We start from the raw sequence: 14,132 nt of genomic DNA on the forward strand, positions 1-14,132 counted from the left end.
CAATGTGCGACGGAAATCATGCGTCACTCCAGGATGGGCACCGCGCGCTGCCAAATGTCCGCGCAACGGTTCGTGCAGGCAGTCTACGCGTGCACTGTCGCCATTTCCTGAAGTTGCGCTGAAACGTTCTGAAGTCAGTGTGCCGTCGACACCGGCAGCCGGAACGTGAGCGCGGTACCGCCGCCGTCGCGCGGCGCGGCCTCGAGCGTGCCGCCGTGCGCCTCGATGATGGAGCGGCAGATCGCGAGGCCCATCCCCATCCCGTGCGACTTCGTCGTGAAGAACGGATCGAAGATCCGGCTGGCGATGCCGGCGTCGATGCCGGCGCCGCGATCCGCGACGCAGATGACCACGTGGCCGTCGTCGGCGTGCGACGTGACGTCGAGCTCGCGCGACGTGGCCGGGCCGTCCATTGCGTCGAGCGCGTTGGTGACCAGGTTCAGGATCACCTGCTGGAGCTGCGTGCGATCCGCCATCACGCGGATGTCGCCGCAGTGCAGGTCGACGCGCAGTGCGACCTGCTTGGCGTCGATTTCGGTCGCCGTGAGATGCAGCATGTCGCGAATCAATTCGTCGATCGCGAGCGGTGCCAGCGCGAGCGGCGCCTGGCGTGCGAGCGATCGCAACGCACGGACGATGTCGGCGGCCCGTACGCCGGACGCGCGAATGTCCTCGAGGCTCGAGAGCGCTTCGCCGAGGTCGGGCTGCGTGCCGCGCAGCCAGCGCATGCCGGCCCCCGCGCTCGTCACGATGCTGGTGAGCGGCTGATTGATCTCGTGCGCGATCGACGCGGCCAGTTCGCCCATCACGGTCACATGCGCGGTGCGCGCGAGCTCGGTCCGTGCATGCCGCAGCGCGGCCTCCGTCTCGAGCCGGCGCGCGTTCTCGTCGATCAGTTCCGCATAGAGCCGCGCGGATTCGAGCGCGTTGGCCGCTTGCGGCGCCAGCACTTCCAGCATCGCGATGCGCCGTGGCGAAAACACGCCGTTGGTCAACGCATTCTCGAGATAGAGCACGCCGATCAGCGCACCCTGTTTCAGCAACGGCAGGCAGAACAGCGAGCGCGTCGGATGCGCGCGCAGGCTGTCGACGTGATCGGGAACGCCTTCGCGTTGCGCGTTCGCGAGCACGACCGGCTTGCGGGTTCGGGCGACGGTGTTCAGGATCGACAGCGGAACGTCTTCCTCGGTGGGTTCGCCGCGCGCGATGTCGACGATGACGTCGCTGCCGGCGATGCGCGCCGTTGCCTCGATCGTCAGCCGGTCGTGCCGTGCGAGCAGCAGCAGGCCGTAGCGCGCGCCCGCATAGACGATCATGCTGCGCATCAGCGTCTGGACCAGGCGCTCCAGCACGATCTCCTCGGACAGCGAATGCGCGGCGCGCATCGCGAGCGCGAAATCGAGGTCCTCGCGCGCGGGCACGGCCGGTTCGCCCGGCAACGGATCCATCACGAGGAACGGATGCCGCGATTCCATCGCCTGCGTCTTGCCGGTCGCGCCCCAGCGCCGGTAGCACGCGTGCGCGAGCCGCAACTGATGGCGGGCCGGACCGCTCAGCCCGAGCGATGCGGCGTGGCGCGCGGCCAGTTCGTGCGCGAGCGCCTGTTCGTGCACGAAACCGCGCTCGGCGGCGAGGCCGGCAGCGGCCTCGTACTGCTGCATCGCGACGACATGGTCGCCGCGTACGCGCGCGAACTCGGCGTCGATCAGCGCGAGCTTGTTGCGGAACGTCTCCGGATTCAGCTCACTCCACGCGGCGACGCGCGCGCGCTGCGGCGCGAAGCGTTCGAGCAGCCGGTCGGGCGGCGTGGCGCCGGCGTCGCTCGCGATGCCCGCCAGCACGCCGAACAGCTGGAAGTCGGACTGCATGATGTGCGCGGGCGTCGACCATGCGAAGGATGCGGCCGCATCGAGCGATGCGCGCGCCGCGTCCGCGTCGCCGAAGATGAACGCCGCCTGGCCGGCGAGCACGTCGGTCCAGAACTGCAGCACCGACATCGGCGTCCGGGTCGACGCGCGGGTGCGCCAGGTGCCGATCGGCCGCTCGAAACCGAGCTGCAGCGCGTCGACGAATTCCGATTGCGTGGAAACGAGGTCGACGATGTCGTCATACCGCGCACCGCGCGCGATCTCCAGCAGCGGATCGATCTCGTCGCGGATCGCCGGCAGCGCTTCGCCCATCGACAGCAGATCGCTGACGATGTGGTTGCAGCTGTAGCACATCCAGCGCAGCTCGGCGCTCGCGTTGCCCGCCGCCTTCGCATCGCGCGCGCATTCGAGTGCATACGACAGCGGCCGGGTCCAGACGCTCACCTGGTCGAGCGCGATCAACGTCGCGGAACGGTAGCGCTCGAACCCGTGGCGATCGACCAGCGCGAGCGCGACCTGCGCGAATTCGAAGCCCGCTTCGTACGCGTCGCGATACTGCGCAATGCTGACGCCGTACCACGCGAGGCCCTGCACCGACGCGGCGGTGACGCCGTGGCGCAGGGTCAGCCGGACCATCGTCGCGAAATGCAGCAGCATCAGCCCGCCGCTCGGATAGAACATCGCGGCTTCGAGCGCGGTCAACAGCGCCATCGTGGCTTCCACGCGCGTGTCGGTCATCACGGGCAGGTCGACGAGGGCGTGGATAGCGCGGCCATCGAGCGCCTCCTTCACCGCGTCGCAGGCTGCCGCGAGATCGGCCTCGACCGGCTCGGCGGGCAGTTGCACGCCGAGCAGGGCCAGCCCGGCCAGCGCGACGTCGACGGCCTGCCGGTAGCGCGACTCCACCGTGAGTTGCGCGGCTTTCAGCCGATGGGCCTCGGCACGGTCGGCCGGCGTGCGCGTACGCGCCATGAGCTCGTCGATCGCGATGGCCGCCTGCGCGGTTTCGCCGGTGGCGAGCAGCAGGCCGCAGCGCAGGATGCCGATTCGGCTCGCGAGGTCATGGTGCTGCGACCACGCGAGGGGGCCGAGCAGCGATTGCGCGGACGCGAGAAACGACAATGCACGATCGCGCGCGGCGGCCGGGGCCGCCGCCTGTGCCGCCGCGACCAGCACCTCCGCGAACGCGAGCGCGAGCGCGCGGTCGAGCGGTGCGGCTTTCGCCTGCTCGATCTGGGTGGCCAGCGCGAGCAGGCATTCGGTCGACGAACGGTCCAGGCGGGCGAGCATCGCGGTGGCGATCCGGGTGTGGTGCAGCGTGCGCTCCGCGCGATCGGTGAGCGCGTAGACGGCCTCGAGGACGCGGTCGTGAACGAAACGCCAGCGGTTGCCGGTGAGCGACACGAGGCCGGCCTGACGCACGGGGTCCATCCAGAAACTGAGTTCCGCGCGCGTCTTGCCGGCGGCGGCGCACAGCAGCGCGCCGTCGGCGTCGATGCCAATGCAGGCCAGCAGCGACAGCAGCATCCTCGATTCGTGCGGCAGCCGCTGCATCCGGGTCTCCAGCAGGCTGACGACGTTCTCGCTCAGGGAGCGCGCGTCGATATCGGCCGAAGACCATTGCCATGCTTGCCGTGCCGCGTCGTAGCCGAGCAATCGCTCGTCGATCAGCGTACGCAGCAGCTGCTGGATGTGGAACGGATTGCCACCGGTGTTGCGGTGAACGATGTCGCCAAGCCCGGACAGCCGCTCCGGCGCGTCGCGAAGCATGCCGGCCAGCATGCGCGGGACGTCGGCGGCACCGAGCGGCGCGAGCGTCAGGGCCGTCACGTGCGTGCGGTCGAGCTGCCGCAGGAAGCGGCGGAAGGCCGGCGCGAGATCGTGCTGCGACCCGCTCCGATAACCGGCGACGATACAGAAATATGCCGGCGGATCGACCGCGATCGACGCGAGAAACGCGAGCGTCGCGTCGTCGGCCCACTGGATGTCGTCCAGCGTCACGACGAGCGGTTCGGCCGGCGCCGCGAACGCGCGGAAAGCGTTCACGACGATCTGGCACAGATGAAAATCCGGAATCGCATCGGCATGGCCGAACGCGACGGGCTCGACATCGAGCAGCCACGTGATTTCCGGGAAGATGTGCGCCAGCAGGCCGGCCTGACGGCCCAGGCAGTCGCGCAGCCGCGCGGCGATCGCCGCGATTTCGTCGTCGCGCCGGGCCAGCGCGCTGCCGAACAGCGCGCGCAGCGCCTGCAGCACGGGTGCGTAGGGCCGGGCGGGCTGGAACTGGTCGACCTTCGCCGACGCGCACCATGCCGTGCGCGACGCGGCCCGCACGTCGCGCGTGAACGCCTCGATCAGCGCGGTCTTGCCGATGCCGGCCGCCCCGTCGATCAGGACGATGGCTGCCTCGCCGGTGCGCGATACGGTCGTGCGTACCGCATCGAGTCGGCGGGACTCGGGCTCGCGGCCGACCAGCAGGTTGGCCGTGTGCAGGCCGCCGAGCGGATCGCGGCCGCCGAGCGTGAACGGCTCGACGAGGCCCGAGGCCAGCCAGTCGTGCAGGATGCGTTCGAGATCGCGCTGCACCGTTTCGCACGACGGATAGCGGTCGGCGGGCTCCTTCGCGATCAGCTTCAGGATCAGGTCGTTCAGGATGGCCGGCACGTCTTCGCGAAAGGCCGTGGGCGGCGCCGGCTGCATGGCGACGTGCGCATGCACCCATTCGGACGTCGACGTGGCCTTGTACGGCAGCGCGCCCGTCAGCAGGCGAAACAGCGTGATGCCGAACGCGTAGAGGTCGGAGCGCTCGTCGCCGCACGCGCCCTGCGATACTTCAGGCGCGGCGAACGCGGCAAAATCCGTGCGTATCGTGCGCTCGGCGATGTGCTCCGCGCGACGGTCGCGGGCATGGGCAAACGAGCGGAGCATGACCGTGCCGTTCGGCGCGGTGACGACACTGGCCGGCTGCAGATCGCCGTGCAGCCAGCCGCGCCGATGCAGTTCCCCGAGCGTGCGCGCGGCCTGGATCGCGGTGTCGAGAAAGACCTCGAGCGGCAGCGGTGCGTCGGCCAGCGTGTCGAACGCCCGCACGTCGACGCGCGGATACACGAGCACCGGGCCGTCGGCTGCGCGGATCAGCGCGGCGGGAAGCAGCGCCCACGCCGGTTCCAGCACGTCGTTCAACGCGAACTCGCGCTCGAATTGCCGGCAGCGCAGATCGAATTCCCAGCGGGTCTGACATGCCGACCACACGCGCCCCGTGTCGGCGTCCGTCAGGTCGAACCGCAGGACGTCGCCGGAGCGGACCGCATTCGACACGCTGGCGCGCGCGAACCAGTCGGCATCCATTCGATTCGCGTTGTCCGGGGCGCGCGGAGCTTGGTTCACGGTGGCGTGGCAGGCGGGTTGAAGCAGGGTGTAAGCGGCTCGTAAAGCGGCATCGGCCGGGCTGAATGCACGCCTGGCGGCGGCCCGTGCATTGTCCGTCAGCTCGCGAGAAATTGCAGTACCCGTGGCGCGCCCGCCGGCACCGGACTACACCTATGGATAATGGTCGGCGCGCGTATCGCGCCATACGATTCGTCCAGGCTTTCCGGCACGCCGCAATGCGACCGGAAGGCGGGAACAGAGGGGGCCGCCTCGCGAGGCGGCACACGGTATGGCGCAGCATGGACGGGTGCGGATCATGTACAGGTTCGGTCGGGTGACGGTATCCCTTGAGTGCCGCGAAGTCTACGTCGACGGGCAGCCGCGATATATCGGCGCCCGCGCGTTCGAGATTCTCGAGCTGCTGGTGAAGGCGGCCGGCAGGCTCGTATCAAAGGAAGAAATCATGCAGGTCGTGTGGCCGCACACGATCGTGGTCGAGAACAACATCCAGGTGCACGTTTCGACGCTGCGCAAGCTGTTCGGCGGCAAGCACGGCTGGATCCGGACCGAACCGGGCCGCGGCTATCGCCTTGCGGCGCCGGTCGACCTTTCCCGCACCGAGCGTGAGCCGGAGCGGTCCGACGCGCCGGCCGGCGCACGCGCCGCCGGCGTATCGCGCAAATGCCCGCTGATCGGCCGGGAGCGCGAAGCGGCCGAGCTGCACACGCTGCTCGAACGCGAGGCGCTCGTCACGCTGGTCGGGCCGGGCGGTGTCGGCAAGACGCATCTCGCGCAGGAGGTCGTCGCGGCCTGGTCGGCGGTATGCGGCATCGAGTCGATCCGCATCGATCTCGCCGGCCGGCCGGGCGGCGCGACGCTCGAATCCGCGGTGCTGGACGCGCTCGGCGCGCCGGGCGGCCCGGCCGCCGAGCCGGCGGATGTCGTGCGCGCGCTCGGCGCTCGGCGCGTCATGCTGGTGTTCGACAACGCCGAGCAGCATGTCGATGAACTCGCGGACCTCTGCGAAGCGATCACGGCGGGCAATACCGGCGCGCTGCTCGTGGTGACGAGTCGCGAACCGCTGCGGGTCGCCAGCGAGCGCGTGTATCGGGTCGGGCCGCTGCCGGTGCCGCCGGCCGGTGCGAACGGCGCCGAGATCCTCGCGTGCGGTGCCGTCCGCATGTTTCTGGCGCGCTCGCGCGCGATGGGCACCGACATTCCGGCAGACCTGCAGACGCTCGACGCGATCGCGACCATCTGCCGTCGCCTGAGCGGCCTGCCGCTCGCGCTCGAGCTCGGCGCGGCCCGTGTGGCATCGCTCGGGATCCAGGGGCTGGCCACCGATCTCGACAAGTCCGTCCTGTCGCTGTCCGGCGGCCTGCGTACGGCGCATCCGCGCCAGCAGACCCTCCGGGCCACCATCGAGTGGAGCTACCGGTTGCTCGACGACGCGGAGCGCCTCGTGCTGTGCCGTCTCGCGGTCTTTCCGGATGCGTTCCGGCTAGACGCGGCGTGCGCGCTGGCCACCTGCGACGAACCGGCAGCCGATCAGGTGCTCGACTGCGTGGTCAGCCTCGCGTCAAAATCGCTGCTGGTCGTCCATTCCGCCGGGCTTTCGAAGCGCTACTCGCTGCTCGAGGTCGTGCGCGCCTATGCGCTCGAGAAGCTGGCGGAGTCGGGCGAGGCCGGCCGCGTTCATGCCCGCTACGCGTCCTTCGTGGCGGAGGAACGCGCGGATGCGCCGCAGCCGGCGACGGTCGCGGCCGCGCAACCGATGCCGGCGCTCAGGTGGGCGTGATACGTCTGTCGATACCGCTCGAGCGGTGTCGCGATGTTCTGGATAGACAAAGAATTCGGGTTCTCATTTCATGGGCATTGTTTGCATCATCGATGACGATGCGTCGGTCCGTAAGAGTCTTGCCAGCCTGTTGAAATCGGCTGGCTATACGGCATTGCCGTTTGCGTCGGGCGAGGAATTCCTCGCGAGCGGCCCGCTGGACGATGCGGTCTGCGTGCTCCTCGACTTGAAGATGAAGGGGATGAGCGGCCTCGACGTTCAGCGCCTGCTGGTTCAGCGCAACGCGACGATTCCGATCATCTTCATGTCGGCGCACGGCGATGACGAATCGGTTCGCCGCGCGCTCGCGCAAGGCGCGGTCGCGTTTCTGCGCAAGCCGTTTCCATCGGACGATATGATCAATCTGATCGACCAGGTCGCATCGGGCGGGCGTCCTGCCTGATGCCGTCGCCTTGCCACGCAAGGGTTGCGCGGCATTTCGCGGGGCTTCCGGCTCGTTTATCATTCGATGATGAACGGGACGCCAACACAGGGAAAGCAATGGCAGGCACGCCGGATATGACGTCGATCGTCTATGTGGTCGACGACGACGAAACGCTGCGGCGCGCATTGAGCGGGCTGTTGCGTTCGGCCGGTTTTCACGTCGAGACCTTCGCGTCGTCGCGGGCGTTTCTCGCGTTCGAGCGGCCCGATGTGGCGAGTTGCCTGATCCTCGACGTCCGTCTTGCCGACGAGAGCGGGCTGGCCGTTCAGGAGGAAGCGGTGCGCACGGGGTTGAACGTGCCCATCCTGTTCATGACGGGCTACGGTGACGTGGCCACCACGGTCAAGGCGATGAAGGGCGGCGCGCTCGACTTCCTGACGAAGCCGTTCGACGACGACGCGATGCTCGATGCCGTCAGCCGCGCACTGGCCGGGGACCGCGAGCGTCTCGCGCGCGATCGCGTACTGCGTGCGCTGCGTCAGGCCTATGCGTCGTTGACGCCGCGCGAACGCGAAGTGATGAGCCATGTGGTCGCGGGGCTGATGAACAAGCAGATCGCGTCGCATCTCGGCCTGCAGGAAATCACGGTGAAGGTGCACCGGGCGCAGGTCATGAAGAAGATGCAGGTGCGCACGCTGCCGGATCTCGTGCGGCAAGCCGAAGCACTGGGCGTGCGCCCGGGCGGCGCGCCCGAATGAGCCGGCGCGCCGGTCGCGGGCGACCGGCGCACGACGGGCGGCCGTTGCGCATCGACGCGCGCGGCAACCGGATGGCGACGGCCTGAAAAAACCTGAAAAATCCTGAAACGCGCTGAAGGGCGCGCCGGCCCGGCGCGCTGTGTGGCGACGCTTACGCCTTCAGGAACGCGAGCAATTCGGCATTGATCCGCTCCGCGTCGACGACGCACATGCCGTGCGAGCCGCCGGGGATGACCTTGAGTTGCGCGTGCTTCACGATCTTCGCGGACAGGCGCGCGGAATCGTCGATCGGCACGATCTGGTCGTCGTCGCCGTGCAGGATCAGCGTCGGGACGTCGATCTTCTTCAGGTCTTCGGTGTAGTCGACCTCGGAGAATTCCTTTACGCACAGATACTGGCCATGCACGCCGCCCATCATCCCCTGTGCCCAGAATGCGTCGATCGTGCCCTGCGATACCTTCGCGCCGGGGCGATTGAAGCCGAAGAACGGCACGGCGAGATCCTTGTAGAACTGCGAACGGTTCTCGGCGACGTTCTTGCGGATGCCGTCGAATACATCCATCGGCAGGCCGCCGGGATTGGTCGGGGATTTCACCATCTGCGGCGGCACGGCGCCGATCAGCACGGCCTTCGACACGCGCTTCGTGCCATGACGGCCGATGTAGTGCGCGACTTCGCCGCCGCCGGTGGAGTGGCCGACGAGCGTGGCTTCGCGCAGGTCGAGCGCATTCATCAGCGCGGCGAGATCGTCCGCGTAGGTATCCATGTCATTGCCTTGCGACGGCTGGCTCGATCGGCCGTGACCGCGGCGATCGTGCGCGATCACGCGGTAGCCGTGCTGCACCAGGAACAGCATCTGCGCGTCCCAGGCATCGGCACACAGCGGCCAGCCGTGCGAGAAGACGACCGGACGGCCGCTGCCCCAGTCCTTGAAATAAATCTGCGTGCCGTCTTTCGTGGTGATCGTGTTCATCGCATGGGCTCCTTGATGGGCGGAAGAGACGTGATGGGGGGCGGCAGCGGCGGCGGCGGCCGGCAGCGCGGCGGCTGCAACGGCGGTCGCGCCGGCGAGCAGCATGTCTCGGCGGCGCGCCGAGGGGACGGCGTCGATGTCTGCGGGACGCATTGAGGCTCCTTGAACGTGCGGTGGAACGATGCCGCGTGGATGGAATGTCCGGATCTGCCCGCATGCGGCAATCTCGCCGGCAGCCGTCGTGCGTTCGCGCTCGCGAGCCGGCAGGCGCACGAGGGGAGCGAACGAACGTCGACGGGAGCCTATCGCGGGGCCACGCGGCCTGTACTGAAATCCGGCTGAATTTTCATGAACCGGTCGTGCCGCGCGCCGCGCGTGCGGGGCTGCCAGAACAATTAAGCCGGGGAATCAAGACTCTTCAGCGGCCGCCCGCTATCGTCATCATCAAGCCGTCCCGTCGCGGGTCGCTGCCGGTTCGCGCCGGCGGGCGACGACCGTGATGGGGACGGGGGCGAAACGTCCGAATCTCTCGCCATTTGCCTGGATATGCCGCCATGGACGCATTCGATCGCTGGGAGCACGTGATGACGTTGCTCGATCCGTCGCCCGGTGCAAGCCGCTGCGCGTCGTCGAATCTTCGCGACCGCGACGCCGCGCGCCGCCATCATCGCGACGATGCACGTGGTGCATCGAGCGGTGGCGCGCGCCGCCGCTGCGCGATCGTCGCGATCGAGCGGCAGACCGATTCCTCGGTACTCGTGTCGTGGAGCGATCCGACGCACTGCCGGTATGACGAGCAGCGCTGGATCAGCGCAAAGTCGCGCTCGCTGGGGCGTTGCGCACTGACCGGCCAGCCGATTCGCACCGGCGATGCGATCTACAAGCCGCAGTGGCGCGGATCGAATCGTCCCGCGAATTGCTGGGAGGCGATCCTCGCGTCCGAACTGGACCGCTTCATCGTCAGGATGTCCCGCTCGTGACCGGAGGCGGTACGCCCCGTCATGGATGCCGAATCAGGGGTCGTTTTTCGTAAAAAAACAATTCATCGGTGAATTGCCGCTTCTCGTGTCCTGAATGGATGGCACGGTGTCGTGTCGCGTAGAGAGGGCGTGCGGCGCACGGATTCCAACAATTCAAAAAATTTGCTCTTTCTATTCTAATAATTCGAATCAACATCCGCAGCAAATGCCGTAGCATGGGGGCCAAATCGATGTCGCTTTGGAGAGGGCATCGATAAATGTCATCGATTAGAAAATCCCATGATCCGCATTGGAACACTTCACGTCTTTCTCGACAGACGTGAAATTCGCGCGAACGGAAAACTGTTGCGCATCGGCAGCCGTGCATTCGAAATTCTTGAAATCCTGATTCAGGCAAATGGCGCGCTGGTCTCGAAAGACGAGATCATGCGGCGTGTGTGGCCGCACACGATCGTGGAGGAAAACAACCTGCAGGTGCATATCGCGTCGTTGCGCAAGGCGCTGGCCCGGGACCGCAATCTGATCCTCACGGTGCCGGGGCGCGGCTATCGGCTTGTCGGCGTACAAGCCGAAGGCGAGGGCGGCGCCCCCGTGCGTCCCGCGGCGTCGCGGCTCGCGCCCGCGCCGACGGCGCTCGTGGGGCGGGAGGAGATGGTCGCCGACGTCCTCGCGGCGCTCGACGCGTCGCGCGTCGTGACGCTGGTCGGTGCCGGCGGAATCGGCAAGACGCGCGTCGCGATCGAAGCCGCGATCCGGGCCGAGGCGCGCTTTCCCGATGGTGCGGCGTTCGTGTCGCTGGCGACGGTTGCATGCCCGCAATTCGTCCCCGACGCGCTGGCGGACGCGCTGGACATCGCGCTGCCGGCCCGACCGCCGACGCTCGAAGCGGTGCTGGCGAGCGTCGCGCATCGCAGGATGTTGCTCGTGCTCGACAATTGCGAGCATCTGCTTGACGCGGCGGCGCGGATCGCGGCCGTGCTGACCGAATCCGATAGCGGGCTGCGCGTGCTGGCGACCAGCCGCGAGGCGCTTCGCATCCACGGGGAGCGACAGTGTCCGGTTCCACCGCTCGATGTCCCCGACCAGCGTGCCGGCGCAGCGCAGATGCTGGGCGCAAGCGCGGTGCGATTGTTCGCGGCACGCGCGCGCGCCGCCGACCCGCGCTTTCCACTCGACGAACGCAGCGTGTTCCTGATGGCGTCGGTTTGCCGACGTCTCGACGGTCTGCCGCTGGCCATCGAACTGGCCGCGTCCCGTGCGGCCGTGCTCGGCATCGACGTACTGGCCGCTCATCTCGACGACCATTTCAGGTTGCTGACCAGCGGTTTTCGCACCGCGTTGCCGCGCCACCGGACGCTGCAGGCCATGTACGACTGGAGCTACCGCTTGCTGGGGGACGCGGAGCGCGTGCTGCTGCGATGGCTTGGCGTGTTCCGCGACGGTTTTTCGATCGACGCGGTGCGGGACGTCGTCGGAACGAGGGACGGAGGCGACGCGGACCTGCTCGACACGATCGCCGGCCTCGTGTCGAAGTCGCTCGTGAGCGTCGAGAATGCGCACGGCGCGCCGCGCTACCGGCTGCTGACGACGACGCGTGCCTACGCACTGCAGCAGCTCGCGAACAACGGCGAATGCGCGGCGGCCGCGCTTGCGCACGCGAACCACTTCCATCGGTTGTTCACGTCGGCGCCAGGCGGCGACGGTTTGCCGGCCGAATCGCGGCTCGATCTGGTGCGCCGCGAACTCGGCAATCTGCGCGCGGCGCTCGACTGGGCCTTTTCAGCGGACGGCGACGCCCGGACGGGCATCGAGCTGGCGGCCGTGGCGGTGCCGTGCCTGTTCGACCTGGCGCTCGTCGACGAGTGTCGGGAACGCGCGCGCGCGGCGCTCGATGCGATGCGGGATCGGGATGCGACGATGGTCCATGCCGATGCGCGCATTCGCCTGCTGGCCGCGTACACGGCCGTGCTCGAACGTCCCGCCGGATCGGCCCGGGGCGGACACGATGCGTGGCCGGAAGCGAACGCGCTTGCATGCGAGGCCGGCGAGACCGGACCGCTGCCGCGCGAGCCGTAACGGCGCGCGTGGCCGACACAATCGCGCCATGTCAGCCCGATGCCGGGATCTGGACGCGTGACCCGGGAAAGCGATGCCGTGCGTTCACGATTCGTCCGACCGACACGGCGGGATCACGCCAGCGCGAGGAACCGATCGACGAGATCGGGGCGATCGAGCTGTTCGACCCACCAGTGCAACGCGCGGCCGGCTTCGTCGCCACGCCACGCCAGGTAGCAATGCGTGGTGTCGCGCATGCCGGTCACGTGGCGGGCGACCAGCTTGCCCTGCGCAATCGCGCGTGCCGCGATGCATTCCGGAAGCGAGCCTACGGCGAGTCCTTCGCATTGCGCGGCCAGTTTTGCCGCGAGGGTGGGTACCGCGAGCGTCGGCTGCCCGGCATCGACGGCGACCGAGCGCGGCGGCAGTTCGCGAGACGTATCGCTGATGACGGCGCCGCGATATTCGACGACCGACGCCATCGACAGCGGTTCGGGCATGGCCGCGAGCGGATGGGTGGGGGCGACCGCGAACACGTGCCTGAGCGTGCCGATCGGTCGCGCAACGATGCCCGGCAATTCCGGCGGCTCGCCCGCCGCACCGACGACGAGATCCGCGCGGCGCGAAATCAACGCGTCCCAGGTGCCGCCGAGGACTTCGGTGGAGAGCCGCAGCCGCGTGTCCATCTCCAGCCCGTAGAACGCATGCACGTAAGGCCATAGCGCGTCGAACGGCAGGATCTCGTCGATACAGATGCGCACCTCGGTTTCCCAGCCTTGCTGCGCGCGCTGCGCCTTGCGTTCGAGCTGTTCCGCCGCATGCAGAAGCCGCCGGCCTTCTTCGACGACGACGCGACCCGCATGCGTGAGCTTCGCACGGCGCCCGCTGCGGTCGAACAGTGTGACGCCGAGGTCGCCCTCGAGCTTTTGTACGAGGTAAGTCAGGGCGGACGGTACGCGATGCAGCAGTTCGGCGGCTTCGGCGAACGTGCCGGTGCGGTCGATCGCGTCCAGCGCTTCGAGCGCTTCGAATGACAGCTTCATGTTGACGAATCCCCCGACTGAAGGCTGGAGATTCTCACACGTGGAATACACGTCTGCAACGGAGAATGATCTGCCATCGACGGAGGAATCTCTCGCCGCACATTCCGATGCATGCCACGGGCGGGGCGTCGGGCTGCCATGTCAACGCTGTGCACCGCTTGGCCCAGTCAATGACGGTTCGTCACGTCGGCGTCGAATCGCGGTTCTTCGCCGCGGCATGGGATGGCTGGGCGCCGGGCAGGGAGCCGAACATGTGCTGGCTGCATTTCGCCTCGCTCCATGCGGCCTTCAGGTGGATGCCCGCAAGCATCCGGCGCGCGACCGGCAGGATCTGTTCGCCGGCAAGGATGCCCAACAGGCCGGCCAGCGCGATGGTGGGCGGAGCGGGCGATTGCACGCCGATCAACGCGTAGACGGCGCCGGCGAGCATGCCGGCAAGTATCGAGGCAATGTACGGTTTCAAAATATCAATTGAAGTGAATGACAACCGTGTGGAAGGGGCGGAAAAATCCCGTCCGATGAACTGACGTAGTCGAAAAGGAGCCTATCAGGTCATGGCAGGCATGGCGCGGCAATTCAATTGATTTAAGATTTTTTCAGGAATTGTTTTGCGGATGGTTTTAAACAGAACGATTAATTGGAATTGCTGCGGGTTTCTGTATTGAATGGAGGCCGTTGGCAGGAAAACCTCCCAGCGCAGCGCATCGGGCGCCCCAACCCCGGCTTGCCGGCGAGGCAGGCTTGATTTTTCTCCACGTCAAAGGACATGACCGCCATGAGCAATCCGAAACTTGAAGTACTCACTCCGCAGAACAGCCAGCTGATCTTCATCGACCAGCAGCCGCAGATGGCGTTCGGCGT

Annotated in this window: 9 protein-coding genes and 1 pseudogene; 6 read left to right on the forward strand and 4 right to left on the reverse strand. The window is 67.7% G+C overall.

The genetic code is table 11. The annotated features are described in order from the left end of the window. Positions 1-134: 134 nt before the first annotated feature. A complete protein-coding gene (locus DIE23_RS15995; protein WP_124613024.1) occupies positions 135-5,219 on the reverse strand; it encodes an ATP-binding sensor histidine kinase in 5,085 nt (1,694 codons plus the stop codon). A 355-nt stretch (positions 5,220-5,574) separates the two neighbouring features. Between DIE23_RS15995 and DIE23_RS16000 the strand changes: the two genes are divergently transcribed. The 3 genes from DIE23_RS16000 (at position 5,575) to DIE23_RS16010 (ending at position 8,220) form a co-directional block, all read left to right on the forward strand. Further along, the gene (locus tag DIE23_RS16000) at positions 5,575-7,038 is read left to right on the forward strand and encodes a winged helix-turn-helix domain-containing protein (protein ID WP_260436079.1); all 1,464 of its coding nucleotides are present in this window, start codon (positions 5,575-5,577) and stop codon (positions 7,036-7,038) included. Positions 7,039-7,108: 70 nt separating this feature from the next. Further along, the gene (locus DIE23_RS16005; RefSeq protein ID WP_124613026.1) at positions 7,109-7,480 is read left to right on the forward strand and encodes a response regulator transcription factor; all 372 of its coding nucleotides are present in this window, start codon (positions 7,109-7,111) and stop codon (positions 7,478-7,480) included. A gap of 98 nt (positions 7,481-7,578) precedes the next feature. Next, positions 7,579-8,220, forward strand: coding sequence for a response regulator transcription factor (locus DIE23_RS16010; protein ID WP_124613027.1), 642 nt, complete (start codon positions 7,579-7,581; stop codon positions 8,218-8,220). 151 nt (positions 8,221-8,371) lie between these two features. On the opposite strand, the gene DIE23_RS16015 is transcribed toward DIE23_RS16010, so the two are convergent. Beyond that, positions 8,372-9,193: an alpha/beta fold hydrolase gene (locus tag DIE23_RS16015; protein WP_124613028.1), complete on the reverse strand. Its 822-nt coding sequence runs from the start codon at positions 9,191-9,193 to the stop codon at positions 8,372-8,374. A gap of 554 nt (positions 9,194-9,747) precedes the next feature. Between DIE23_RS16015 and DIE23_RS16020 the strand changes: the two genes are divergently transcribed. After that, positions 9,748-10,173, forward strand: coding sequence for a DUF3331 domain-containing protein (locus DIE23_RS16020; protein WP_124613029.1), 426 nt, complete (start codon positions 9,748-9,750; stop codon positions 10,171-10,173). Positions 10,174-10,452: 279 nt separating this feature from the next. Further along, positions 10,453-12,249 (forward strand): winged helix-turn-helix domain-containing protein, encoded by a 1,797-nt coding sequence (locus tag DIE23_RS16025; protein WP_124613030.1) that lies wholly within the window; start codon positions 10,453-10,455, stop codon positions 12,247-12,249. Positions 12,250-12,362: 113 nt separating this feature from the next. Here DIE23_RS16025 and DIE23_RS16030 read toward each other — a convergent pair whose 3' ends face one another. Both DIE23_RS16030 and DIE23_RS16035 read right to left on the reverse strand, forming a co-directional pair. Beyond that, positions 12,363-13,271, reverse strand: a complete 909-nt coding sequence (locus tag DIE23_RS16030; RefSeq protein WP_124613031.1) for a LysR family transcriptional regulator — start codon at positions 13,269-13,271, stop codon at positions 12,363-12,365. A 181-nt stretch (positions 13,272-13,452) separates the two neighbouring features. After that, positions 13,453-13,734: a XapX domain-containing protein gene (locus DIE23_RS16035; RefSeq protein WP_124613041.1), complete on the reverse strand. Its 282-nt coding sequence runs from the start codon at positions 13,732-13,734 to the stop codon at positions 13,453-13,455. Positions 13,735-14,046: 312 nt separating this feature from the next. Here DIE23_RS16035 and DIE23_RS16040 point away from each other — a divergent pair. Next, positions 14,047-14,132 (forward strand): annotated as a pseudogene (locus DIE23_RS16040) (hydrolase); the annotation flags it as partial.

This window comes from Burkholderia sp. Bp9143 (assembly GCF_003853645.1).
Classification (GTDB): domain Bacteria; phylum Pseudomonadota; class Gammaproteobacteria; order Burkholderiales; family Burkholderiaceae; genus Burkholderia.